The sequence below is a fragment of the Thauera sp. genome (assembly GCF_035444905.1).
Lineage (GTDB): Bacteria > Pseudomonadota > Gammaproteobacteria > Burkholderiales > Rhodocyclaceae > Thauera.
On sequence record NZ_DAOMPS010000047.1, the window covers coordinates 1 to 25,221 of the forward strand.

The 25,221-nt window shown below is 69.8% G+C and carries 19 protein-coding genes; 14 read left to right on the forward strand and 5 right to left on the reverse strand.

Going from position 1 to position 25,221, the window contains the following annotated elements; genetic code table 11:
- The 5 genes from PLC66_RS17310 to PLC66_RS17330 all read left to right on the forward strand — a co-directional run.
- The coding region (locus PLC66_RS17310; protein WP_324542721.1) for a redoxin family protein at positions 1–582 on the forward strand (582 nt) is incomplete at its 5' end.
- Between the two features lie 10 nt (positions 583–592).
- Positions 593–1,504, forward strand: a complete 912-nt coding sequence (locus tag PLC66_RS17315; protein ID WP_324542723.1) for an alpha/beta hydrolase — start codon at positions 593–595, stop codon at positions 1,502–1,504.
- A 166-nt stretch (positions 1,505–1,670) separates the two neighbouring features.
- A complete protein-coding gene (locus tag PLC66_RS17320; RefSeq protein WP_324542725.1) occupies positions 1,671–2,702 on the forward strand; it encodes a DctP family TRAP transporter solute-binding subunit in 1,032 nt (343 codons plus the stop codon).
- Positions 2,703–2,896: 194 nt separating this feature from the next.
- On the forward strand, positions 2,897–3,382 hold the full coding sequence (locus PLC66_RS17325; protein WP_324542727.1) for a TRAP transporter small permease: 486 nt from the start codon (positions 2,897–2,899) through the stop codon (positions 3,380–3,382).
- Complete coding sequence (locus PLC66_RS17330; protein ID WP_324542729.1) at positions 3,379–4,662, forward strand: TRAP transporter large permease; 1,284 nt, start codon at positions 3,379–3,381, stop codon at positions 4,660–4,662. Before PLC66_RS17325 ends, PLC66_RS17330 begins: the two co-directional genes overlap by 4 nt.
- A gap of 13 nt (positions 4,663–4,675) precedes the next feature.
- Here the strand turns inward: PLC66_RS17330 and PLC66_RS17335 are convergent, their stop codons facing one another.
- Positions 4,676–5,299 carry a TetR/AcrR family transcriptional regulator gene (locus tag PLC66_RS17335; protein WP_324542731.1) on the reverse strand — a complete coding sequence of 208 codons (624 nt, stop codon included), beginning with the start codon at positions 5,297–5,299 and terminating at the stop codon, positions 4,676–4,678.
- A gap of 198 nt (positions 5,300–5,497) precedes the next feature.
- On the opposite strand from PLC66_RS17335, the gene PLC66_RS17340 reads away from it, so the two are divergent.
- The 4 genes from PLC66_RS17340 (at position 5,498) to PLC66_RS17355 (ending at position 12,616) form a co-directional block, all read left to right on the forward strand.
- Positions 5,498–6,712: an efflux RND transporter periplasmic adaptor subunit gene (locus PLC66_RS17340; RefSeq protein WP_324542733.1), complete on the forward strand. Its 1,215-nt coding sequence runs from the start codon at positions 5,498–5,500 to the stop codon at positions 6,710–6,712.
- A gap of 11 nt (positions 6,713–6,723) precedes the next feature.
- Positions 6,724–9,879 (forward strand): efflux RND transporter permease subunit, encoded by a 3,156-nt coding sequence (locus tag PLC66_RS17345; RefSeq protein WP_324542735.1) that lies wholly within the window; start codon positions 6,724–6,726, stop codon positions 9,877–9,879.
- Positions 9,880–9,955: 76 nt separating this feature from the next.
- The gene (gene adeC, locus PLC66_RS17350; protein WP_324542774.1) at positions 9,956–11,362 is read left to right on the forward strand and encodes an AdeC/AdeK/OprM family multidrug efflux complex outer membrane factor; all 1,407 of its coding nucleotides are present in this window, start codon (positions 9,956–9,958) and stop codon (positions 11,360–11,362) included.
- A 75-nt stretch (positions 11,363–11,437) separates the two neighbouring features.
- On the forward strand, positions 11,438–12,616 hold the full coding sequence (locus PLC66_RS17355) for a CobW family GTP-binding protein (RefSeq protein WP_324542737.1): 1,179 nt from the start codon (positions 11,438–11,440) through the stop codon (positions 12,614–12,616).
- A gap of 52 nt (positions 12,617–12,668) precedes the next feature.
- On the opposite strand, the gene PLC66_RS17360 is transcribed toward PLC66_RS17355, so the two are convergent.
- Together PLC66_RS17360 and PLC66_RS17365 are read right to left on the reverse strand one after the other, a co-directional pair.
- A complete protein-coding gene (locus tag PLC66_RS17360; RefSeq protein ID WP_324542739.1) occupies positions 12,669–13,166 on the reverse strand; it encodes a hypothetical protein in 498 nt (165 codons plus the stop codon).
- A gap of 71 nt (positions 13,167–13,237) precedes the next feature.
- On the reverse strand, positions 13,238–13,714 hold the full coding sequence (locus PLC66_RS17365; RefSeq protein WP_324542741.1) for a bacteriohemerythrin: 477 nt from the start codon (positions 13,712–13,714) through the stop codon (positions 13,238–13,240).
- Between the two features lie 123 nt (positions 13,715–13,837).
- Here PLC66_RS17365 and PLC66_RS17370 point away from each other — a divergent pair, with 123 nt between their 5' ends.
- The 3 genes from PLC66_RS17370 (at position 13,838) to PLC66_RS17380 (ending at position 18,146) form a co-directional block, all read left to right on the forward strand.
- Positions 13,838–15,394 carry a DUF2868 domain-containing protein gene (locus tag PLC66_RS17370; RefSeq protein WP_324542743.1) on the forward strand — a complete coding sequence of 519 codons (1,557 nt, stop codon included), beginning with the start codon at positions 13,838–13,840 and terminating at the stop codon, positions 15,392–15,394.
- Positions 15,391–16,827 (forward strand): GTPase/DUF3482 domain-containing protein, encoded by a 1,437-nt coding sequence (locus PLC66_RS17375; protein ID WP_324542745.1) that lies wholly within the window; start codon positions 15,391–15,393, stop codon positions 16,825–16,827. Before PLC66_RS17370 ends, PLC66_RS17375 begins: the two co-directional genes overlap by 4 nt.
- Before the next feature lie 170 nt (positions 16,828–16,997).
- On the forward strand, positions 16,998–18,146 hold the full coding sequence (locus PLC66_RS17380; RefSeq protein WP_324542746.1) for a Fic family protein: 1,149 nt from the start codon (positions 16,998–17,000) through the stop codon (positions 18,144–18,146).
- 20 nt (positions 18,147–18,166) lie between these two features.
- On the opposite strand, the gene PLC66_RS17385 is transcribed toward PLC66_RS17380, so the two are convergent.
- Both PLC66_RS17385 and nifJ read right to left on the reverse strand, forming a co-directional pair.
- Positions 18,167–19,192 carry a dihydroorotate dehydrogenase-like protein gene (locus PLC66_RS17385; protein ID WP_324542748.1) on the reverse strand — a complete coding sequence of 342 codons (1,026 nt, stop codon included), beginning with the start codon at positions 19,190–19,192 and terminating at the stop codon, positions 18,167–18,169.
- A complete protein-coding gene (gene nifJ / locus PLC66_RS17390) occupies positions 19,185–22,850 on the reverse strand; it encodes a pyruvate:ferredoxin (flavodoxin) oxidoreductase (protein ID WP_324542750.1) in 3,666 nt (1,221 codons plus the stop codon). The genes PLC66_RS17385 and nifJ overlap by 8 nt, the downstream gene beginning before the upstream one ends.
- A 501-nt stretch (positions 22,851–23,351) precedes the next feature.
- Here nifJ and PLC66_RS17395 point away from each other — a divergent pair.
- Both PLC66_RS17395 and PLC66_RS17400 read left to right on the forward strand, forming a co-directional pair.
- Positions 23,352–24,416, forward strand: a complete 1,065-nt coding sequence (locus tag PLC66_RS17395; RefSeq protein WP_324542752.1) for an SPM autocatalytic domain-containing protein — start codon at positions 23,352–23,354, stop codon at positions 24,414–24,416.
- Between the two features lie 157 nt (positions 24,417–24,573).
- Positions 24,574–25,191 carry a hypothetical protein gene (locus tag PLC66_RS17400; protein WP_324542754.1) on the forward strand — a complete coding sequence of 206 codons (618 nt, stop codon included), beginning with the start codon at positions 24,574–24,576 and terminating at the stop codon, positions 25,189–25,191.
- Positions 25,192–25,221 lie beyond the last annotated feature (30 nt).

The following is a 25,221-nucleotide window of genomic DNA, read 5'->3' on the forward strand; positions in this document are numbered from 1 at the left end:
ATGACGAACCCGCGCCCTGATCCCTCGCGTCGCGACGCTGCCGCCCCGGCTTCGTATGCGGCCGCGGCGGGCAAGCCGCCGCGCTGGCGGCGCTGGGCGGTAGAGATTGTGATCTTCGTGGCGATCTTCCTCGCCATTCAGGCCTGGCTGGCACGTGATGTACCGGCCGGCCCGGCGCCCGACTTCGCCGCCGTCGGCGCCGACGGCAGCGCGCTGAGCCTCGCCGCGTGGCGCGCGGCGCATCCGGGCAGGGCGGTCGGGGTGTACTTCTGGGCCGACTGGTGCCCGATCTGCACCGCGCAGGAAGGCAGCATCGACGGCATCGCCGCCGACCACCCGGTACTCACCGTCGCCATGCAGTCGGGCGACGCGGCGGCGGTGGCAAAGGTGCAAGCCGAGCGCGGTCTCGACTGGCACACCGCGATCGACGCCGACGGCCGCATCGCCCAGGCCTACGGCCTGCGCGGCGTGCCGGCCTTCGTGGTGGTCGATGCGGCGGGCGACATCCGCTCGGTGGCGCTCGGCTACAGCACGGCCTGGGGTCTGCGCGCCCGGTTGTGGTGGGCGGGGCTCAGTTCGTGAGGAGGACGCCATGGGCGCGCCCGCACTGATCACCGCCTTCACCGCCGGTGCCGCCACCCTCGCCGGCGGGCGGGCACTGGTGCATTGGGGCATCCGCAAGGGGCTGGCCGCGCCGCGGCTGCCGCATCACACCGACCCGGGCGCGCTCGGGCTCGGTTTCGACACGCTGCGCATCGCGACCGCCAACGGCAAGACCTTGCACGCCTGGTTCATCCCGGCGCCGGCGGCCGCGGACGAGGCGCACAGACTGGCGCCCGCAGTGGTGGTGCTGCATGGCTGGGGCGGCAATGCGGCGCTGATGCTGCCGCTTGCGCGCCCGCTGCACGAGGCCGGCTTTGCCATGCTGTTCGTCGATGCGCGCTGTCACGGTGCCAGCGACGACGACAGCTTCGCTTCGCTGCCGCGCTTTGCCGAGGATGTCGAGCATGCCTTCGCCTGGCTGGCCGCACGCGCCGGTGTCGACCCGCAGCGCATCGCGCTGCTCGGCCATTCGGTGGGCGCCGGCGCGGTGTTGTTCGCCGCCTCGCGTACGCCGCAGGTGGCGGTGGTGGTCAGCGTGGCGGCCTTTTCGCATCCCGCGGCGATGATGCGGCGCTGGCTGGCGGCCAGGCGCATCCCGGAGAAGCCGGTCGGCCGCTACATCCTCGAGTATGTGCAGAAGACGATCGGCTACCGCTTCGACGACATCGCGCCGCTCGCCACCATTTCGCGCATTCATCGCCCGGTGCTGCTGGTGCATGGCGAGGACGACGCCGTGGTGCCGGTCGACGAGGCGCGGCAGATCTTCGCCGCACGCGGCGACACGCCGGTCGAGCTGCTGACGCTGGCGGGCGATCATGAATCCTTTGCCGATCTCGAGCACCATGTCGGCCGCCTGATGGACTTCCTGCGGCGCACGCTCGCGCCGCCCGCCGAGGGCTGAGCGCGGGCGGGCGGCGCCACGTCGCCGGGGCGCAGCCGAGTGGCGTCAGTCCTGGCTGCGGGTAATCTCGGCTGGTCGTGGCGCGCCCCGGTTTGTAGAATCCGCCTTCCTCGCGCCGGCCTTGCCTGCGCGTTCGGTTCAAAACAAGTCCATGGAGACCCCGCTCATGCATAAACGCCGCTTCACCGCCCTCGTCGCCGGTCTGTTCGCGTCCGCCGCGCTCGGCCTGGCCATGCCGGCTTCGGCCCAGCAGTACAAGGATGAGTACAAGCTGTCCACCGTGCTCGGCGAAGCTTTCCCCTGGGGCTGGGGCGCCAAGCGCTGGGCCGACCTGGTGGCCGAGAAGACCGAGGGCCGCATCAACATCAAGGTCTATCCGGGCACCTCGCTGGTCTCCGGCGACCAGACCAAGGAATTCACCGCGCTGCGCCAGGGCATCATCGATCTGGCGGTCGGCTCGACCATCAACTGGTCGCCGCAGGTGCGCGAGCTCAACCTGTTCGCGCTGCCCTTCCTGATGCCCGACCACAAGGCGATCGACGCCCTGACCCAGGGCCGGGTCGGCCAGAAGATGTTCGAGATCCTCGCCGAGCGCGACGTGGTGCCGCTGGCCTGGGGCGAGAACGGTTTCCGCGAGGTGTCGAACTCGAAGAAGCCGATCCGCACGCCGGAAGACCTCAAGGGCATGAAGATGCGCGTGGTGGGCTCGCCGCTGTTCCTCGCTACCTTCACCGCCCTTGGCGCCAACCCGACGCAGATGAGCTGGGCCGACGCCCAGCCGGCAATGGCGACCGGCGCGGTCGATGGCCAGGAGAACCCGCTCGCCGTGTTCAACGCCGCCAAGCTGCACACCGTCGGCCAGAAGAACCTGACGCTGTGGGGCTATGTGGCCGACCCGCTGATCTTCGTGGTCAACAAGAACGTGTGGAACTCGTGGACCGAGGCCGACCGCAAGGCGGTGCAGGAAGCCGCCGTGCAGGCCGCCGCCGAGGAGCTGGCCCGTGCCCGCGCCGGCATCTCGGCCGAGGACGACGCCCTGCTGAAGGAGATCGAGGCCAACGGCGTCGAGGTCGTGCGCCTGTCCGACGCCGAGCGCGACGCCTTCCGCGCCGCCACCGCCGGTGTGTACAAGGAATGGGCCGAGCGCACCGGCGCCGACCTCGTCAAGCAGGCCGAGGAAGACATCGCCAAGCGCTGAGTCGGGCTTGCCGGCCCCGCGCCCGTGCGCGGGCGCCGGGCCGGCGTCCTGAACTTTCCGGATGCCCCGGCTGGGCGCAGGCCGCAGCGCCGGGGCGTCGCCCTCCCAACCCGGGCCTTCCCCGGTCCCTCCTCTTCCCGCGCTCCGCGCACCCCTGTCGCAGGCATCCCTGGCCTGCCTCGCTGGACGTCACGATGAGCCTTGAAGTCCCGTCGGCCGAAGACCAGGCCGACCGCCCCTACACGATCGAGCAGATCCTGACCGGCATTGCCATGGGCGCGATCATGCTGATCACCTTCGGCAACGTGCTGGTGCGCTACCTGACTTCGCGCTCCTTCGCCGCCACCGAGGAGTTCTCGATTGCGCTGCTGATCGTGCTGTCTTTCCTCGGCTCATCGGTCGCTTTTGCCTTCAACCGCCACATCCGCGTCGGCTTCTTCGTCGACCGCCTGCCGCCGGCCTCGCGCGCGGCGATGGACTGGCTGTCCTTCGCCGTCACCGCGAGCCTGTTCGCCTTCATCGCCTTCTACGCGGCGCGGCTGACCTGGGACCAGTACCGCTTCGAGGAAACCTCGCCCGCGCTCGGCGTGCCGCAGTGGTGGTACACGGTGTGGATGCCGGTGCTGGCGGTGACCCTGGTGCTGCGCCTGATCGTCACCCGCCTGCGGGGGCGCGCATGATCGGCGCCACCCTGCTCGGGCTGTTCATGCTGGCGCTGGTCGCCGGCCTGCCGCTGGCGGTGGCGCTGGGCGTGGCCAGTGTCACGGTGCTGGCGATGGCGGGCTTCGATCAGCTCGCCGTGCCGACCAACATCTACGCCGGCATCGCCAAGTACCCGCTGCTGGCGATCCCGATGTTCATCCTCGCCGGCATGATCTTCGAGCGCTCCGGCGTCGCCGTGCGCCTGGTGCGCTTCGTCACCGCGATGGTGGGCGAATGGACCGGCTCGCTGGCGGTGGTCGCCGTGCTGGTATCGATGCTGCTGGGCGGCATCTCGGGCTCGGGCCCGGCCGATGCGGCGGCGGTGGCGGCGGTGATGCTGCCGTCGATGGTCGCGCGCGGCTACCCGAAGGGCTTCTCGGCGGGCCTGATCGCTGCCGCCGGCTCGACCGCGATCGTCATCCCGCCCTCGGTGGCCTTCATCGTCTATAGCGTGATGGTGCCGGCCGCGACCGTGCCGGCGCTGTTCGCCGCCGGTCTCTTCCCGGGCATGATCGCCGCGCTGTGCCTGCTGGTGCCGGCCATCATCATCAGCCGGCGGCACGGCTTCGGTCGCGACTACAAGGCCGCGCGGCCGCCGCTGGGCAAGAGCTTCATCGATGCCATCTGGGGCCTGCTGGCGCCGGTGATCATCCTCGGCGGCCTGCGCACCGGCCTGTTCACGCCCACCGAGGCGGCGGTGGTGGCGGTGGCCTACGGCATCTTCGTCGGCATGGTGATCTACCGCAGCATCACGCTGAAGGGGCTGTTCCGCATCCTGGTCGATGCCGGCGAGCTCTCGGCGGTGGTGCTGATGATCATCGGCATCGCCTCGGTGTTCGCCTGGGCGGGCAACACCCTGGGCATCTTCGACGCCGCGGCCAAGGCCCTGGTCGGCCTGCACTCGAGCGAATGGCTGATGCTGCTGTCGATCAACCTGCTGCTGCTGGCGGCGGGCATGTTCCTCGACGCGATCTCGATCTTCCTGATCCTGCTGCCGCTGCTGGTGCCGATCGCGGTGGCGATGGGCTGGGACCTGGTGTGGTTCGGCGTGATGATGACGATCAACCTCGCCATCGGCCAGTTCACGCCGCCGATGGCGATCTCGCTGATGATCACCTCGCGCATCGCCGGCATCGGCATGGAAGAGACCTTCCGCTGGGTGGTGTGGCTGGTACTGGCGATGGGCGCCGGCCTGGCGCTGACGATCGTGTTCCCGCAGCTCGCGCTCTGGCTGCCGGGCAAGCTCGGCTACCTGTAAGGCGGCCAGCGCCTCAGCCGGGCTGGTTCAGCAGGTCGTTGATCGCGATCTGGATGCGCTGTGCCACGCGCTGGCGGTCGAGCGCGGGGTTGCGGATCGTGCGCAGCAGCAGGCCTTCGAACAGGCTGGCGAGGACCTCGACCATGTCGCCGATCGCCTCCGGGGGGTCGTCGTGGCCGGCCGCGCTGCGGATGACGCGGACGGTGATCATCAACTCCCGGCGACAGGCTTCGTCCGCCTCGCGCACGATCTGCGCGACCCGCGGGTTGCGCGCCGCCTCGGCGACAATCTCCAGCTTCAGCGCGGCGGCAGCCGGATCGAGCTGATCGGCGACGGCGTCGGCGGCGCGCTCGATCAGCGCGGCGCGTACGTTGCAGGCCGCCCGGAATTCGGCGGTCATGGTCAGCAGGGTCTCGAGATCCTGCGCCACGATCGCGGCGATGATCGCTTCCTTGTTCTCGAAATAGTGGTAGATGTGGCCGGCGCTCATGCCGGCAATCTTCGAGATCTGTGCAATGCTGGCGCCATGGAAGCCGTGCTCGCGGAAGCATTGCGCCGCCGCGCTCAGGATCTGCTGGCGGCGCGCAGCCGCCCGTGAAGCCTCGGTGGTGGTTTGAGTGTGATCGGCAGTCTGCATGCTGTTGTGCTCGGGCGCTCGCGGCGGCGGTCGACGAACCGGCGCGGGGCCTCGTTGTCTTGAATGATCTTGCGGTGCAGCAAACCATAACATAGAATGAGCGTTCGATCTAGAATACCCGTTCTAACAAGCGGGATGTCGCACTGTGGCCAACAGCCGCGTGCCGATGTCGCCCCTTCTCGCGTTCACGAGGCCCCAATGAAAACACGATCCCACCCTCTTTTCAGGTCTGCGGCTGCGGTGGCGCTCAGCGCCCTGTTCCTTGCCGCCTGCAGTGGCGACAAGGAACAGGGCGCCACGGCCGGCGCCGGCGCGCAGCCGGCACCGGCCGTGACGGTGATGACGGTGAAGAGCGAATCGGTGCCGATGGTGACCGAGCTGCCCGGCCGCACCACGCCCTACCTGATCGCCGAGCTGCGCCCGCAGGTCACCGGCATCGTCACCGAGCGCGCCTTCAACGAGGGCAGCGAGGTCAAGGCCGGTCAGGTGCTGTACCGCATCGACCCGGCGCCCTACCAGGCGGCCTACGACAGCGCCAAGGCAGCACTCGCCCGAGCGGAAGCCAATGCTCAGGCCGCGCGCATCAAGGCCGAGCGCCACGCCGGGCTGGTGAAGATCGAAGCCGTCAGCAAGCAGGCCAACGACGACGCCCAGGCCGCGCTCAAGCAGGCCCAGGCCGAGGTTGCGGCGGCCAAGGCGGCGCTCGACAAGGCGAAGATCGATCTCGACTACACGCGGCTGAAGTCGCCGATCGCCGGCCGCATCGGCCGCTCGGCGGTGACCGCGGGCGCGCTGGTCACGGCCAACCAGGCACAGGCGCTCGCCACCGTGCAGCAGCTCGATCCGATCTATGTTGACCTCACCCAGTCCAGCGTCGAGATGCTGCGCCTGCGCAGCGACCTGGCCGCGGGCCGCCTGCAGGCGGGCGCCAAGGGCGAGGTGCCGGTGAAGCTGATCCTCGAGGATGGCAGCGAGTACGCCGCCGAAGGCCGCCTCGCACTGTCGGAGGTGACGGTGGATGAAGGCACCGGCAGCGTGACCCTGCGCGCCCAGTTCGCCAATGGCGACGGCGTGCTGCTGCCCGGCATGTACGTGCGCGCCCGCCTGCCGCAAGGCACGCGCAGCGACGCGATCCTGGTGCCGCACAAGGCGCTGTCGCGCGATCCGCGCGGCGACGCGCTGGTGATGGTGGTCAATGCCGATAACGTGGTGGAGTCGCGCGCGGTGCAGGTGGCGCAGTCGCTGGGCGAGAGCTGGGTGCTGACTGGCGGCCTGCAGGCCGGTGAGCGCGTCATCGTCGAGGGCCTGCAGCGGGTGCGCCCGGGCGCGCCCGTCCAGGCCGAGGAGGCCGCTACCGCCGCGGGTGCGCAAGCCAGTGCAGCGCCGGCGGCGTCGGTCGCCGCGGCGCAGTGAGGTAGGCGACCATGGCCCGTTTCTTCATCGACCGACCCATCTTCGCCTGGGTCATCGCCATCGTCATCATGCTGGCCGGGGCGCTCTCCATCCAGCAGTTGCCGGTGTCCCAGTATCCCTCGATCGCGCCCCCCGCGATCGTCATCAATGCCCGCTACCCCGGCGCCTCGGCGAAGGCGGTCGAGGACTCGGTGACACAGATCATCGAGCAGAAGATGACCGGCCTCGACGGCCTGCTGTACATGAAGTCGACCAGCGACGCCTACGGCAACGCCTCGACCACGCTGACCTTCTCCGCCGACACCGACCCGGACATCGCCCAGGTGCAGGTGCAGAACAAGATGCAGACGGCGCTGCCGCTGCTGCCCCAGCCCGTGCAGCAGCAGGGGGTGACGGTCGCCAAGTCGGCGATGAACTTCCTGATGGTGGTCGGCTTCGTGTCCGCCGATGGCTCCATGGACGGCACCGACCTGTCGGACTTCCTGGTGTCCTCGGTGCAGGATCCGCTGTCGCGCGTCGACGGCGTCGGCGAGGTACAGGTGTTCGGCGCGCAGTACGCCATGCGCGTGTGGCTGGACCCCGCCAAGCTGACCAACTACCGCCTCACCCCGGGTGACGTGCGCCAAGCCCTGCAGGCGCAGAACACCGAGGTCTCGGCCGGCCAGCTCGGCGGCACGCCGGCCCTGCCCGGCCAGGGCTTCACCGCCACCATCACCGCGCAGAGCCGGTTGCAGACGGCCGAGCAGTTCGAGGAAATCCTGCTGCGCAGCAGCGCGCAGGGTGGCGAGGTGCGCCTGAAGGACGTCGCCCGTATCGAGATCGGCGCCGAGAACTACGGCACCGTCGCCCGCTTCAACGGCCAGCCCGCCGCCGGTGTCGGCGTGCGCCTGGCCTCCGGTGCCAACGCGCTCGACACCGCGACTGCGGTGCGCGCCAGGCTCGACGAGATGCAGCGCTACTTCCCGGAAGGTGTCGAGTACGTCGTACCCTACGACACCACGCCCTTCGTCAAGATCTCGATCCAGTCGGTGGTCATGACCCTGATCGAGGCGGTGGTGCTGGTCTTCCTGGTGATGTACCTGTTCCTGCAGAACTTCCGCGCCACGCTGATCCCCACCATGGCGATCCCGGTCGTGCTGCTCGGCACCTTCGGCCTGATGGCGGCCTTCGGCTTCTCGATCAACACCCTGACCATGTTCGGCATGGTGCTGGCGATCGGCCTGCTGGTGGACGACGCCATCGTGGTGGTCGAGAACGTCGAGCGCGTGATGACCGAGGAGGGCCTGCCGCCCAAGGAGGCGACCAAGCGCTCGATGGACCAGATCACCAGCGCGCTGATCGGCATCGGCCTGGTGCTGTCGGCGGTGTTCGTGCCGATGGCCTTCTTCGGCGGCTCGACCGGCGTCATCTATCGCCAGTTCTCGATCACCATCGTGTCGGCGATGGGCCTGTCGGTACTGGTGGCCATCGTGTTCACCCCGGCGCTGTGCGCGACCATGCTCAAGCCGGTGCAAAAGGGCCACGAACATGGCGAAGGGGGCCTGTTCGGCCGCTTCTTCCACTGGTTCAACCTCAAGTTCCACAACGGCACCCAGCACTACGAGCGCAGCGTGGGCGGCATCCTCAAGCGCAGCGTGCGCTTCCTCGCCATCTACGCCGCGATCGTCGTCGTGCTCGGCCTGCTCTTCGTGCGCATGCCGACCTCCTTCCTGCCCGAGGAAGACCAGGGCGTGATGTTCAACCAGGTCATGCTGCCCGCCGGCGCTACCCAGGAGCGCACGCTCGAGGTGCTGAAGAAGGTCGAGGATCACTTCCTCGAGAACGAGAAGGACACCGTGCGCGCGATCTTCACCGTGGCCGGCTTCAGCTTCGGCGGCAGCGGCCAGCACATGGGCATCGGCTTCGTGAACCTCAAGCACTGGGACGAGCGCAAGGCGCCGGGCATGGACGTGAAGTCGGTGGCCGGGCGCGCGATGGGCGCGTTCTCGCAGATCCGCGAGGCGATGGTGTTCGCCTTCGTGCCGCCGGCGGTGATCGAGCTCGGCACCTCGGGCGGCTTCACGGTGCAGATGCAGGACCGCTCCGGCCTCGGCCACGACGCGCTGGTGGCCGCGCGCAACCAGTTCCTCGGCATGGCGGCGCAGGATCCGCGCCTCGTCGGCGTGCGCCCGAACGGCCAGGAAGATATGCCCGAGCTCAAGCTCGACATCGACTACGCCAAGGCGGGCGCCCTCGGGCTGTCGGTCGCCGACATCAACGACACCCTGGCGACGGCCTGGGGCGGCAGCTACATCAACGACTTCCTCGACCGCGGCCGCATCAAGAAGGTGTACCTGCAGGGTGACGCGCATGCGCGCATGACCCCTGAGGATCTCGACAAGTGGTTCGTGCGCAACCGCGGCGGCGACATGGTGCCCTTCTCGGCCTTCGCCACCTCGCACTGGACCTTCGGCTCGCCGCGCCTGGAGCGCTTCAACGGCCAGCCCTCGATGGAGATCCTCGGCCAGGCCGCGCCCGGGCTGTCGTCCGGCGAGGCGATGCAGGCGGTGGAGGAGATCATGGCCAAGCTGCCACCGGGCATCGGTTACGACTGGTCCGGCACCTCCTACGAGGAGCGTCGCTCCGGTTCGCAGGCGCCCGCGCTGTACGCGCTGTCGCTGCTGGTGGTGTTCCTGTGCCTGGCGGCGCTGTACGAGAGCTGGTCGGTGCCCTTCGCGGTGATGATGGTGGTGCCGCTCGGCGTGCTCGGCGCGCTACTCGCGGCCACCGGGCGCGGGCTGTCGAACGACGTGTATTTCCAGGTCGGCCTGCTCGCCACCATCGGCCTGTCGTCGAAGAACGCGATCCTGATCGTGGAGTTCGCCAAGGCGCAGATGGAGGAAGGTAAGGACCTGGTGGCCGCCACGCTGGAGGCGGTGCGCATGCGTCTGCGCCCGATCATCATGACCTCGCTCGCCTTCGGCTTCGGCGTGCTGCCGCTGGCGATCGCCACCGGCGCCGGCGCGGGCAGCCAGAACGCGATCGGCACCGGCGTGCTCGGCGGCACCATCGCCGCGACCGTGCTCGGCCTGTTCTTCGTGCCGCTGTTCTATGTCGTGATCAAGCGTGTTTTCCCGGACAAGCCCAGGGAGGCGGCCGCGCTGCCGTCCACCCAGGAGGGACGTTGATATGAGCAACTACGCCGCAAACTCCGCCGCGCCGGTAAGTGCATCCGGCGCCGTGGCGGCGGCCGGCCGCGCCCGCATGCCGCTGCGCAGCCTGGTGGTGGCGTTGGCCGCCACCACGCTGGGCGCGTGCACGACGCTGATCCCGGCTTTCGAGCGCCCCGCGGCGCCGGTGCCGGCGAGCTTTCCGCTGGCCCAGCCGAGCGAAGCCTCGGCCGTGGCGCCGCTGGCCGACACCATCGCCTGGCGCGATTACTTCGCCGACGAACGCCTGCGCGAAGTGATCGCGCTCGCGCTCGACAACAACCGCGACCTGCGCATCGCCGCGCTCAACATCGAGCGCGCGCGCGCCCAGTACGGCATCCAGCGTGCCGACCTGCTGCCTTCGATCGCGGTCAGCGGCGGGCAGAGCGCGCAGCGCGTGCCGGGCGATTTGAGCATGAGCGGCGAGTCGACCGTCAGCCGCCAGTACTCGGCCAACCTCGGCTTCGCCTCCTACGAGCTCGACTTCTTCGGCCGCGTGCGCAGCCTGGAGGAGCAGGCGCTGCAGAGCTACCTGGGTACCGAGGAGGCCCGCCGCAGCGCGCAGATCAGCCTTGTGGCCGAGGTCGCCAATGCCTGGCTGCGCCTGGCTGCGGACCGCGAGCGCCTTGCGCTGGCGCGCAGCACGCTGGAAACGCGCCAGCAGTCGGTCGAGCTCGTGCGTCGCAGCCTCGAACTCGGCGCGGTGTCCGCGCTCGATCTCAATCAGGCCGAGACCCTGCGGCAGACTGCGCGCGCCGACGTGGCACGCTACACCGCGCTGGTGGCACAGGCCGAGAACGCGCTGGCGCTGGTGGTCGGCGCGAGTGTGCCGGCGGCGTGGCTGCCGCAGTCGCTCAACGAAGTCGTGGCCGCAGTGCCCGAGCTGCCCGCCGGCCTGCCCTCCGAAGTGCTCACGCGCCGGCCCGACATCCTGCAGGCCGAGCGTGCGCTGATGGCGGCCAATGCCAGCATCGGCGCGGCGCGCGCAGCCTTCTTCCCGCGCATCACGCTCACCGCGACGGCCGGCACGGCGAGCAGCACCCTCGATGGCCTGTTCGATGGCGGCTCGGGGGCGTGGAGCTTCGTGCCGCAGCTGCGCCTGCCGATCTTCGAGGCCGGGCGTCTGCAGGCCAGCCTGGACCTCGCCGAGATCCAGCGCGACATCAACGTCGCGCAGTACGAGAAGGTCGTCCAGTCGGCCTTCCGCGAGGTGGCCGACGCGCTCGCGGAACGGTCCACGCTCACCGAGCAGCTTGACGCCCGCCGTGCGCTGCTCAAGGCGACCGAGAAGAGCTTCGAGCTCTCCGAGGCGCGTTACCGCGGCGGGGTGGATAGCTATCTGACCCTGCTCGATGCGCAGCGCAGCCTGTATGGCGCCCAGATGGAGCTGATCGGCACGCGACAGAGCGACGCCACCAACCGCGTGGCGCTGTACAAGGCGCTCGGCGGCGGCTGGCAGTAAGCCTGCAGGGGATGCGGGCGGGGGGCCGGCCCGCGTCGCCCTTGGGGTGGGCGCGGCAGGCTACACTTCGCCCTCATGAATCCTGACTCGCCACCCTTGTCCGCCGCCGATCGCCGTATCCCGGTGACCTTGCTCACCGGTTTCCTCGGCGCGGGCAAGACCACGCTGCTCAATCACCTGTTGCGCCAGCCCCAGCTGGCGCACTGTGCCGTGCTGATCAACGAGTTCGGCGAAGTCGGCGTCGATCATCACCTGGTGGAGAAGGTCGATGAGAGCCTGGTGGTGCTCGATTCCGGTTGCATCTGCTGCAGCGTGCAGGGCGACCTCGTGCGCGCGCTGAAGGGGCTCTTCATGCGCGCCTTGCGGCGCGAGCTCAAGGGCCTGCGCAGGGTGCTGATCGAGACCACCGGCCTCGCCGACCCGGCGCCGGTCATCCATACGCTGATGGCCGAGCCCTTCCTCAGTGAGCGCTACCGCATCGACGGCGTCGTCACCGCGGTCGATGCCACCCACGCCCTCGACCAGCTCGCGCGCCACCACGAGGCGGTCCGCCAGGTCGCCATGGCCGACCGCCTGCTGCTGACCAAGTGCGACCTTGCCGAGCCCGCCGCGCGCGCCGCGGTGGCGGCACGCATCGCCCAGCTCAACCCGGGCGCGCGTCAGGTGGAGGTGTGCGCAGGGCAGCTCGCCCCGGATGAGATCTTCGGCTGCGGGCTGTACGATGCGGCCGGCAAGCAGCCCGATGTGGCGGCCTGGCTGGGCGAGGAGGCCTTGCGCGCGGCGCGCCAGCGGGCGGCCGCGGCATCGGCCTGGCGCAAGCCCGGCAGCAGCGGTGGGCGCAAGGCAGGCGCGGGCAGCCCGGTCGTGGCGGGGGCACGGGCGGAGGATACGCAGCCGACCCCGGCCGAGCGCGCGCGCCATGATGCCGAGGTGCACAGCTTCGTGCTGACGTTTGACGCGCCCTTGCCCTGGTACGAGTTCTCGGATGCGCTCGCGCTGCTGCTGCAGCTTCATGGCGGGCGCGTGCTGCGCATCAAGGGGCTGTTGAACGTCGAGGGCGATCCCTTGCCGCGCGTGCTGCAGTGTGTCCAGCACAGCGTGTATCCGAGCACCAGCCTGCCGGCATGGCCGACCGAGCCGCCCTACGACGACCGCCGCAGCCGGCTGGTGTTCATCGTGCGGGCCTTGCCGGCCGAGGACGTCATCACCCTGCTGAGCAGCCTCATCGGCCAGCAGGCGTACGCGTCGGCATAGGGGACGCCGGCCTAGGGGACGCCGGCCTGGTGCGCGCCCCGCTTGGAGGGCTTCAGTCGCAGCTTGCCCTGCACTCGCCGCTGCTGCAGTCCGCCACGCTCACCGTGCATTTCTCCCTGCTGCGATAGACCAGGCGATGGTCGCCCTCGTAGTCGCAGATCAGGCGCGTGAGTCCGTTCTTGCTCTCGACGCCCATGCGCAGCGCCTTCGCCGCGCGAATCTGTTCCGGCTTCACATTGCATGACAGGTAACCGCTGAAGGCGCCGTCGGCCGACTCCCACAGGGCGGTGTTCTTGGCTTCCCTGTAGTTGTCGAAGGTCGAGCAGGTGAGAACGTCGCGTCCATAGAGGCGGGCGTTGTCGCCGCAGAAGCCCATGTAGGTGTACTTGAGCTCCTGATCGGTCGGACAGGCGGCGACCTGCACCGCGGCCGTCAGGGCGGGGCAGGTGTGGCTGTCGGCCTGTGCCGGTGCGGCGAACAGGCTGGCAAGCAGACCGACGACAAGGAAGGATCGAACGACGGCGGGCAGGGGCAGGGCGATTGTCGACATCGTGTGCTCTCGGAGTCTGGAGGAGTGCGGCAGGGTGCGTGGAGCGCGATCAAATGAAGGAAGGCGGTGGGCTACCAGAACTTCCACCACCACTTGCGCTTCTTCATCGCGTCCTCGACATGATCGGACCACTTGCTGGCGCCGCCGGCCTCGAGGAAGTAGGCGCCGAAGCGCTTGTCGGCCTCGTTGATGTGGCGCGTGAGCCAGACCTTGAGGAAGTGCAGCAGCTCGAAGGTGATCGTGGCCTGGCCGGAGTCGAGCTTTGCCTGCAGGGCCTGGACCTGGCCGATCAGGTCTTCGTGGTTCTGCTTGTGGGCCTCGAAATCGGGGTAGTTCGACACCCGCATCAGGCTTTCCTCGACCGCGAAGTGGGTGCGGGTGTAGTCGGCGAGCTTGTCGAGGATCTCGCGCGAGGTGGCCGAGCCGTGGTGCTCCTGGATGGCGACGTGGAGCTGGTTGAGCAGATCGACGAGCTCCTTGTGCTGCTCGTCGATCTCCTGCAGGCCGACACTGAACTCATCGGACCAGTGAAAGAGGTCAGTCGTCATGATGATGTGCGGATGTAGTCGAAGGCTCAAGGCTAAACGGTTCTGGCGCAATGGGATTGACGGGGATCAATCTGCAGGCGCTTGTCTGCGCTCATGCGCTGCGCAGTGGCGGGTGTCGTTGCTATGCTTGAGGCCGTGCCCAACCACCGCGCCGACCCCTTGACCCCACCCGCTGCCCCGACTCCGCGGCTGTCCGCTCTCGAAACCCGCTGGGTCGCCGAACTGGTGCGCCGCCATGAGGAGCACCGTGGCGTGCTCGATGATGAACGCGTGCATGCCGAGGCGCGCGCGCTCGGTGGCGATCTCGAGGCCCGCGTGCTGCACCGGGCCGCGGCGCTGGGTGCGCGTGAGGGCTGGCGTGAGGCGGTGCTGCGCTGGCATGGGCGGGCCCGCCTGCTGTTCTTCCTTGCCTTCGGCCTCGCTCTGGTGCTCGGTTTCGGTGCCGCCGCCGGGGTGCTCGGCGACGGCACGCGGCCGGTGAACGTGGTGTGGACGCTCGGCGGCCTGCTGGGTGTGCATGGGTTGAGCCTGCTGCTGTGGCTCGCCAGCATCGGCGCGCAGGGGCGACTGGGGGGCGGGCTGCAACAGGGCGGCGTGCTGGGCCGCGTCTGGCTGCGCGTGGTCGGCGTGCTCGATCGCGGCGCGGCCGCGGCCGACCTGCCGGCGGCACTCGCTGGCCTGCTCGGGCGCGGGCGGCTGGCGGCCTGGGGCGTGGGGGCGGTCAGCCATGCGCTGTGGTTCGCCGCCCTGCTCGGCGCCACGCTCGGCGTGCTCGCCCTGCTCGCCACCCGGCGCTACGGCTTCATCTGGGAGACCACCATCCTGCCGGCCGACAGCTTCGTTTCGCTCAGCGCGGCGCTCGGTGCGCTGCCCGGCATGCTCGGCTTTCCGGTGCCGGACGCGGCCACGGTGGCGGCGAGCGGCGACGCGCCGATGGTGGACGAAGCCGGCCGGCGCGCCTGGGCGGGCTGGCTGGTGGGGGCGGTGGTGGTCTATGGCGTGCTGCCGCGGCTCTTGCTGGGACTGTTGTGCTGGCTGCTGTGGCGGCGCGGTACGCGCGGCCTGGCGCTCGAGCTGTCGCGCCCGGGCTATGCACGCCTGCGCCCGCTGCTGATGCCCGACAGCGAACGCATCGGCGTGCATGACCCCGAGCGGGCGACGCAGCAAGGGCCGCGACGCCAGGCCACCGCAGTGCGGGGCGAGGGCGGCGCGGTGGCGGTGGCGCTCGAGCTCGGCGACGACCTGCAGTGGCCCGCCGTCCTGTGCGCTCAGCCGGCAACGGACGATGCGGCCCTTGCCGATCCGCAGGCGCAGCTCGTCTGGGACGATGGCGGCCGGCTCGACAGCCGCGAGCAGCGTCGTGCCGCGCGCGAACGTTTTGCTGCGCACCCGCCGTCGCGCCTCCTGGTGGCGGTCGATGCGCGCCAGACGCCCGATCGCGGCAGCCTCGGGCTGATCGGCGAGCTGGCCGATCATGCGCAATCGATCCGCGTGTGGCTGGCCGGCGCAGCGGGCGAGGGCGGGGAGGCGGGCCACGACGCGGACCGCGACGGCGCTTCGCCCGGGCGCATGCGGCAATGGCGCGAGGGCCTGGTGGCCATCGGTCTCGGCGCGGATTGGGCGCTGTCCGATGGCGCGGCCGCGCGGGCCTGGCTGGAACACGGAGACGAGGCGCAATGAGCGACATCCTGCGCGTGGCCGTGGTCGGCCACACCAACACCGGCAAGACCTCGCTGCTGCGCACGCTGGCGCGCGATGTCGGCTTTGGCGAGGTGTCCGATTCGGCCGGCACCACCCGCCATGTCGAAGGCCTGCGCCTGATGGCCGACGGTGTGCCGGCGGTGGAGTTGTTCGATACCCCGGGCATGGAGGACGCGATCGCCCTGCTCGAGTTCATCGACGGCCTGGTCGCGCCCGGCGAGCGCATCGACGGCCCCGAGCGCGTCGCCCGCTTCCTCGCCAGCGCGGCCGCGGGGGCGCGCTTCGAGCAGGAGGCCAAGGTGCTGCGCCAGATGCTGGCGAGCGACGCGGCGCTGTACGTGGTCGACGCGCGCGATCCGGTGCTGCCCAAGCACCGCGACGAGCTCGAGCTGCTCGCCGCCTGTGCACGCCCGCTACTGCCGGTGCTCAACTTCGTCGCTGCACCGAGCGCGCGCGTCGCCGACTGGCGCACCGCGCTCGCCCGCCTCGGCCTGCATGCGGTGGTGAGCTTCGACACCGTCGCCCCGCCGCTGGACGGCGAGCGTGAGCTGTTTGACACCCTCGCCACCCTGATCCACGCTCACCGCGGCCTGCTGCAGGGGCTGATCGATGCCCGTGCGCGCGAGGCCGACGCCCGCCGCGAGGCGGCCCGCCGCCTGGTCGCCGAACTGCTGCTCGAGCTGGCGGCGCTGCGCGACCGTATCGAGGAATCCGCCGACAGCGCGCGCGACGGGCTGCTGCAGGACGCCGTCGCCCGGCTGCGCGAGGACGTGCGTCGGCGCGAGCAGGCCTGCGTCGATGCACTGCTGCGCCTGTACCGCTTCCGTCCCGACGATGCGCGCATGGACGCCTTGCCGCTCACCGACGGGCGCTGGGAGGACGACCTCTTCAATCCGGAGACCCTGCGCCAGATGGGGGTGCGCCTCGGTACCGGCGCCGCGGCCGGTGCCGCCGCCGGGGTCGGCGTGGACCTGATGGTCGGCGGCATCACGCTGGGGGCCGCGGCGGCGCTCGGCGCGATCGCCGGTGGTCTGTGGCAGACCTTCGGCCACTACGGCGAACGCATCGCCGCCAAGCTGCGCGGGCACCGCGAGCTGACGGTGGACGACGCCATTCTGCGCCTCGTCGCGCTGCGCCAGCGCGAACTGCTGGCGGCGCTGGAGGGCCGTGGCCATGCCGCGATGACGCCGATCGAAGTGGGTGGCGGCAGCGCAGGAGGCGCCGGAGGCGCTGGCGCGGGAGACAGCCGCCTGCCCATGCCCGAGATGGCAGACCCTGCAACCCGTCAGTGGCGCAGCGGGGCGCTGCCTGCCGCGCTGGCGCGTGCGCGCGCCCATCCGGAGTGGGCGCGGGATGAGGGCGACGACGACAAGGATGCAGCGGTCGCCGAGCTCGCTGGAGCACTCGGCTGAAAGGCGGCGTTTCGCCCTTCAGGTCGCGGTGCTCCGCGGGCCGACCAGGAACTGCGCAGCCGCGGTGACAGTGAAATGCCGGGGCGTGCCACGTTAAAGCCTTCTTTCATTGGCCTCATTTACAGTAAAGAATGCTTTAATACGACTCTGGAAACTAAAGTACGCTTTCAATGAGCCGCAGCACAGGCGCTTACGCCATCACGAGCACACTCGGGGAAGCGGTCCGGGCGTTCGTCCCTTACCCGCTCCCACCCGCCGATCCTCCGCTCGCAGCGGAGCGCTTCGTCGATCTCAACCGTCAGGCCGAGTTGGCGCTGGCGCGACTGGCGGGGGTTGCCGGGCTCGTGCCATCGGTGGACTGGTTGCTCTACAGCGCGATCCGGAAGGAGGCGCTGCTGACCTCACAGATCGAGGGCACTCAAGCCACACTGACCGACCTGTTCGACGATGAGGCGGGCTTGAAGGTGAGCAACACCGAAGACGTGGAGGAGGTGACGAACTACCTCCGCGCCTTTCGCTGGGTGCAGGCGCAACTGCGCGACCCCCAGGGGCTGCCGGTCAGCGTCCGGCTGCTGTGCGCGGCCCACCGCCATCTGCTTGACGGCGCACGGGGGGCCGGCAAGCAGCCGGGTGAGTTGCGCCGGTCACAGAACTGGATCGGCGGGACGCGGCCGGGCAACGCCGTCTTCGTGCCGCCCCCGCCCGAGCGGGTGGCCGATCTGCTTGCAGCGCTGGAGCGCTTCATCCATGACCCGGCCCCCGGCTTGCCAGCGCTGGTGAAGGTGGCGCTGATCCACGCCCAGTTCGAGACCATCCACCCCTTTCTCGACGGCAACGGACGTATCGGCCGCTTGCTGATCGCGGCCCTGTTCGAGCACTGGGGGCTGCTGCAAGAACCGCTGATGTATCTCAGTGGCTACCTCAAGCAGCACCAGGCCGAGTATTACCGGCGCCTGTCGCTCATCCGCGGCGAGGGCGACTGGGAGGGCTGGGTATCCTTCTTTCTGGAGGCGGTGGTCGCCGCAGCCGCCGAGGCCGAGCGCAACATCATCGCCGTAGCCAGCCTGATTACGGCCGACCGACGGTGCTTGTTGCAGTCGCCCAAGGCCGGTCCGGCCAGCTATCGGCTTTTCGAGATGCTGCCGATGATGCCGCGCTTCACGGTGGAGCATGCGCGCCAGCGTCTCGAGACCACCTTCCCGACCGCCAGCGCCGCCATACAGGTACTGGAGGCGCTGGGGATCCTCAGCGAACTGACCGGCCAGAAGAAGAACCGGGTCTACAGCTATCGGGCATATGTCGAGTTGCTGAGCCGCTAAGCGCCCTCAGTACCGCGTCCTCAGTACCGCACCGCCGGCGGCGGTGTGAACGAGTCGATGGCGTTGAGGTAGGCCGCACGCGCGAAGGCGCTCGGATCGGCGAACTTGCGCGAGCTCATCGAGCCCTTCAGCTGCGCCACCGACGCGTACTCGCGCTCGCTCATCCAGCGCGTCATCCCCGCCAGCACCTCGGTGATGGCCTGCGGGCCGTTCTTCAGCACCGCGCTCGCCATGTGCACCACGTCGGCGCCGGCGAGCAGCATCTTGAGCGCGTCCTCCGCCCGATGCACGCCCCCGGTGGCGGCCAGGCTGAGGCCGGTGTGGCCGTGCAGCAGCGCGATCCAGCGCATGGTCAGCAGGCCGTCGGCGGAGGTGGACAACTGCACACGGTCGACCACCTTCAGGCTGTCGAGGTCGATGTCGGGCTGGAAGAAGCGGTTGAACAGCGACACGCCGGCGCCGCCCGCGCCTTCGATGCGGGCAACGAAGTTGGGCAGCGCCGAGAAGAAAGGCGACAGCTTCATCGTCACCGGAATGCTCACCACCGTCTTCAGTTCGCGCAGCAGCGCGAGGTAGCGCTCCTCCAGCTCGTCGCCGCAGAAGCTCGGGTCGCCCGCCATGTACCAGGCATTGAGCTCGAGCGCATCGGCGCCGGCGGCCTGCATCTCGCGGCCGAGCTCGACCCAACCCGACAGCGAGCTGCCGTTGAGGCTGGCGATCACCGGGATCGACAGGCGCGCCTTCAGCGTTTCGATCTGCTTGAGGTAGGCGTCGAGCTTGCTCTGGTAGCCGGCCTTCGCGGGAAGGTGGCCGGCGGCCTCGCCGAAGGTGTCGGGATGGATCAGGAAGCGGTCCAGCATGCGCTCGTCGTTGACCACATCCTCCTCGAACAGCGAGTGCATGACGATCGCCGCCGCGCCGGCATCTTCCAGGCGCAGCACCGGGTCGAGCGTACGGCTGAGCGGGGTGGACGAGGGCACGATCGGGTTCTTCAGCGCCAGGCCGAGGTAGGTGGTGCGCAGGTCGGGGGCGTTCAGGTCAGCCATTTTGCGTGTCTCCGGTGCGGGCGGCGGCTTGCGGGGCTGCGTCTTCCTTCGCAGCGCCCTCGGGGGCGGCCTCGTCGATACCGGGCAGCGCGGCCAGCTCGACGTACTCGTGGTGGCGATGACGGGCGTGGCGCTCGGCCTCGTCGAGGAAGCGCTCCGAGGCTTCCGGGTTCTGGCGTTCGAGCACGGTGAAGCGGGCCTCGTTGCGGGCGAAGTCGCGATAGGGCACGCTCGGCGCCGCGCTGTCGACCGACAGCGGGTTGCGGCCCTGCGCGCGCAGGCGCGGGTCGTAGCGCAGCAGCGGCCAGTGGCCGGACTTCACCGCCAGATCCTGCTGGCGCAGGTTGAAGGACATGTCCACGCCGTGGGCGATGCAGGGGCTGTAGGCGATGATGATCGACACCCCCGGGTAGCTCTCGGCGTCGAGGAAAGCCTTCAGGGTATGCACGTCCTTGGCGCCGTAGGCCACCTTGGCGACGAAGACGTTCTCGTAGTCCATCGCGATCTTCGCCAGGTCCTTCTTGTGCGAGGGCTTGCCGCCGGCGGCGAACTTGGCCACCGCGCCCAGCGGCGTGGCCTTGGAGTTCTGCCCGCCGGTGTTGGAATAGACCTCGGTGTCGAGCACCAGGATGTTCACGTCCTCGCCCGAGGCCAGCACATGGTCGAGGCCGCCGAAACCAATGTCGTAGGCCCAGCCGTCGCCACCGATGATCCAGACGCTGCGCCGGATCAGGTATTCGGCGAGCGCGGCGAGCTGGCGCGCCGCGGCGGTGTCGATCGCGGCGAGCTTCTTGTTCAGTAGCGCCACGCGTTCGCGCTGCTCGTGGATGCCGGCTTCGGAGTGCTGGTCGGCGGTGAGCAGGGCGTCGATCAGGTCGGCGCCGAGCGCATCAAGGTGCGTGGTCGCCAGCGCCTGCAGCTGCGTGCGCGCGGCAGCGGCGAGCTGGTCGGTGGCGAGGCGCATGCCGAGGCCGAATTCGGCGTTGTCCTCGAACAGCGAGTTGTTCCACGCCGGGCCGCGGCCGTCGGCGTCGGTGCAGTAGGGCGTGGTCGGCAGGTTGCCGCCATAGATCGAGGAGCAGCCGGTGGCGTTGGCCACCATCATGCGGTCGCCGAAGAGCTGGGTGGCCAGGCGGATGTAGGGCGTCTCGCCGCAGCCCACGCAGGCGCCGGAGAATTCGAACAGCGGCTGCAGCAGCATCGAGCCGGGGATCGTGCTGCGCTTGGCGTCGCGGCGGGCGAGGTCGGGCAGCTTCAGGAAGTAGTCCCAGTTCTCGGTTTCCTGGGCGCGCAGCGGCGGCTGCGGCGCCATGTTGAGCGCCTTGTGCGAGACGTTGGACTTGTCGCGGATCGGGCACACGTCCACGCACAGCGTGCAGCCGGTGCAGTCCTCGGGCGCCACCTGGTAGCTCATGCGGGTGCCGGGGGCGTAGTCCTTGCTGCGCGCGGGAACGTGCTTGAAAGCAGCGGGTGCGTCGGCGACACGTTCGATCGGGAAGACCTTGGCGCGGATCGCCGAGTGCGGGCACACGAACACGCACTTTCCGCACTGGGTGCACAGCGTCTCGTCCCACACCGGGATCTCGAGCGCGAGGTTGCGCTTCTCGTGGCGCGCGGTGCCGGTCGGCCAGGTGCCGTCGACCGGCAGCAGCGACACCGGCAGGGCGTCGCCCTTGCCCTGGATGAGCGGAATGGTGACGCGGCGGGTGAAGGCGTCGAGGCCGGCGGCCGCGATCGGCGCATCGCCGGTTGCGGCGTCGAGCGCGGCCAACGTCTCGGGCACGGCCACGCGCTGCAGCGCGGCCACGGTGGCGTCGATGGCGCGGTAGTTCTGCTCGGCGATGCGCCGGCCCTTGCGGCCGTAGGTCTTTTCCACCGCATGCTTGATCGCGGCGATCGCCTGGTCCTGCGGCAGGATGCCGGAGATGGCGAAGAAGCAGGTCTGCATCACGGTGTTGATGCGCCGCCCCATGCCGGCCTCGAGCGCGACCTGGTAGGCGTCGATGACCCAGAAGCTGATCTTCTTCTCCACCATGCGGCGCTGCATCGCTGTCGGCAGCGTCGCCCACACCTGGTCGGCGGGCAGGGTGGCGTTGAGCAGGAAGACCGCGCCTGGCGCAGCGTGGGCGAGCACGTCGTGCTGCTCGATGAAGAGCGGCTGGTGACAGGCGACGAATTTCGCGTCGCCTTCGCCGGTGAGATAGGCCGAGCGGATCGGCTGCGGGCCGAAGCGCAGGTGCGACACCGTCATCGCGCCGGATTTCTTCGAGTCATAGACGAAATAGCCCTGGGCGAAGAGTTCGGTCTCATCGCCGATGATCTTGATCGAGTTCTTGTTGGCCGACACCGTGCCGTCCGAGCCCAGGCCGTAGAACACCGCGGCGAAGGCGCTGGCCGCGGCGTCGGTGCGGAAGGCGGCGTCCCAGGGCAGGGACAGGCCGCTGACGTCGTCCTCGATGCCGATGGTGAAGCGGCGGCGCGGCCGGGCCTGCTGCAGCTCGGCAAAGATCGCGCAGACCATCGCCGGGTTGAACTCCTTGGAGCCCAGGCCGTAGCGGCCGCCGATCACCCTGGGCATCGCGGCAAAGCGCGGCGACTCGCCCGCCTGGTCCTCGGCGAGCGCCACCATCACGTCCTTGAACAGCGGCTCGCCGTCGGCGCCCGGTTCCTTGCAGCGGTCGAGCACCGCCAGGCTGCGCACGCTCTGCGGCAGCGCGGCGAGCAGGGCGGCGGGGGCGAAGGGGCGGAACAGGCGCACCTTGAGCACGCCGACCTTTTCACCGCGGGCGGTGAGGTGGGTGACGGTTTCTTCCACCGTGTCCGCGCCCGAACCCATGATCAGGATCACACGCTCGGCATCCGGCGCGCCGACGTAGTCGAAGAGCTGGTAGCGGCGGCCGGTGAGCGCGGCGAATGCGTCCATCGCCTGCTGCACCACGGCAGGGAAGGCGTCGAACCACGGGTTCTGCGCCTCGCGGGCCTGGAAGAACACGTCCGGGTTCTGCGAGGTACCGCGGATCACCGGATGCTCGGGCGACAGCGCGCGCGCGCGCTGGGCGGCGATGCGAGCGTCCGGCAGCAGCGCGTGCAGGGCCTCGTCCGGGATGAAGTCGATCTTCGATACCTCGTGCGAGGTGCGGAAACCGTCGAAGAAGTGCAGCACCGGCACCCGCCCGGCGAGCGTGGCCGCGCTGGCGATGGCGGCGAAGTCGTGCGCCTCCTGCACCGAGTTCGAGGCCAGCAGCGCGAAGCCGGTGGCGCGGGTCGACATCACGTCCGAGTGGTCGCCGAAGATCGACAACGCATGGGTGGCGAGCGCGCGTGCCGCGACATGGAAGACCGTGGGCGTGAGCTCGCCGGCGATCTTGTACATGTTCGGGATCATCAGCAGCAGGCCCTGCGAGGCGGTGAAGGTGGTCGCCAGCGCGCCGGCCTGCAGCGCGCCATGGACCGCCCCCGCGGCGCCGCCTTCGGACTGCATCTCGACCACCCGCGGCACGCTGCCCCACAGGTTGCACTTGCCCGCGGCAGCCCATTCGTCGGCCAGCTCGCCCATGTTGGAGGAGGGCGTGATGGGGTAGATCGCGATCACTTCGGATGCGCGGAAGGCAACGGAGGCGGCGGCCTCGTTGCCGTCGATGGTGATCATCGGCTTCATGCGGGTGCTCCTGTCATCGTGCGCCGGCGAGGCGGTGCACGTCGAATGGCGAGTCCTCACCATACGGAGACCTTGCGGTGCAGCATTTGACATTTGTCATGGAATTCATCCATGAAAAAAATCGATTCAGGGTCCTGAGCCGCGCTCGCTCATGCGTGCCGCTTGGGGTGGCACGCCAGGGCGTGGAATACAGCGCGCGTTCGCGCGTTGTCCCTGCGAGGGCCGCTGAACGAGGTCCCACGCACGGAGAACGATCATGAGTCTTTATAGTTCAGCCGCCCATTCATAGCGGCCTGATATGTCCGGTCGGCCCGCTGTCGCTGTGCCGCCGCGTGCCGGGGGCCGGCGGTGCTGATGCACCTACCGCTGACCCGTCTGGCGGCCTGGCTCGGTCGGGCGGCCGGATGGAGGTGCCACTGAGTCGAATCGGCGTGGCGCGCTCAAGTCCTTGATCCAGCGGCCGTTAATGGGATTGTTCCCACGCAATGCGCAGGCCCGCCCGTGAAAATTGCCGCCTTTAACATCGAGCTTCAGTCCTCCCACCGCTTCTCACAGACGCTCGACACGAGCGAGCGCCTCGAGTTCTGGCGCGATGCGCCGGGGGCGGCGGCCGGCGGGGGCCAGCCCGGGCGCGGGGCGGTGCAGATCTCCGCCGCCGGCCAGGCCGCGCTGAGCGCGGAGGCCGAGGCCGGCGCCGTGGACCAGGTCGCGGAAGACCCGATCGACCGTGATCCGCGCCTGGCCATGCTCGTGCGCATGATCGAGTTCCTGACCGGCGAGCCGGTGCGCCGCTTCGACCTGCGCGCGCTCGAGCCGGGCGCGGCGGTCGCGCTGCCTGCAGACGATCTGGCAGGCAGGGGCGAGGCCGGCGACGGGCCCGGGCAGGCGGCGCGCCGAGTCGGCTTTGGCATGGAGTACGACTTCAGCGCGACCTACACCGAGTCCGAGCAGGTGAGCTTTAGCGCCGCGGGCGTGGTGCGGACTGCCGACGGCGCCGAGATCCGCTTCGAGCTCGGCTTCGCGATGGCGCGCAGCTACACCGAATCGGTGTCGTTCAGCCTGCGCGCCGGTGACCAGCGCCTGAAGGACCCGCTGGTGCTCGACTTCGGCGGTCCGGCGGCGGCGCTGTCGGACGTGCGCTTCGATTTCGACCTCGACGGCGACGGCCGCAAGGAGCAACTGCCACTGCTGAGCGGCAGCGGCTTCCTCGCCTTCGACCGCAACGCCAACGGCCGTATCGACGACGGTCGCGAGCTCTTCGGCCCCGCCAGCGGCGACGGCTTCGCCGAGCTCGCCGCGCTCGACGACGACGGCAACGGCTGGATCGACGAGGCCGACGCGGCCTGGTCGCAGCTGCGGCTGTGGTCGCCCGATGCCGAGGGCAAGGGCAGGCTGCAGACCCTGAACGAGGCCGGCGTCGGCGCCTTCTATCTCGGCCGGGTCGAGACCCCGTTCAGCCTCAAGGACGCTGCCAACGACACCCAGGGAATGATGCGCGCGAGCAGCATCTATTTGCGCGAGGACGGCCGGGTGGGCACGCTGAGCCAGGTCGACCTGCGCGTCTGAGCGGGCCGCGGCGGCCGGCGGCGCCCCATCCCGCGTCGCTGCGCGGCACGACGCCTGTGGACCCCTGAGGTGGATCAAGGCAGCACTGCGCGGCGCCAGGGACAATCGGACCCCTCCCCCAGTCCGATCCATCCAGCCCCGATACCGAGGTGCCGTCTTGAGCCTGCCCGATTTCTACCGTGACGTTCCGCGCCTGCGTGTGCGCGATCCGCTTGCCGACTTCCTCGGTGCCGCCGAGGGCGGCGTGCTCGACTATGGCTACGAGGACGCGGTCAAGCTCGCCGGCCACTCCTGCCCGACCGTGGCCTCGGCCTATGCGCTCGGCTGCCACGCCCTTGCCGCCCTCTACCCGGGCGAACTGCCCGAGCGCGGCGGCGTGCGCATCGACTTCGCCGAGCCTGTGGACAGCGGCGTGACCGGCGTCATCGCCAGCGTCCTCACCCTGCTCACGGGCGCAGCGCAGCAGGGCGGCTTCAAGGGCATCGGTGGCCACTTCGTGCGCCGCGACCTGCAGCACTTCGGGGTGGAGCTGCCCTTGTCGCTGCGCTTCACGCGCCTGGACAGCGGGAAGTCCGTCGATGCGTCGGCCGAGCTCGCGCGTGTGCCGCCACACCCCGAGGCCTCGGCACTGCTCGGCCTGTGCCTGCGCGGCCAGGCGGATGCAGATACGCGGCGCCGCTTCGGTGAGCTGTGGCAGCAGCGGGTGGCGCGCATCCTGCTGGACCATTGGGACGACGAGGCGGTGTTCCAGGTCCGCGACTGCGCGCTGCCGTGATTGCTTGAGCACGGCCTACCGACTCCGGCT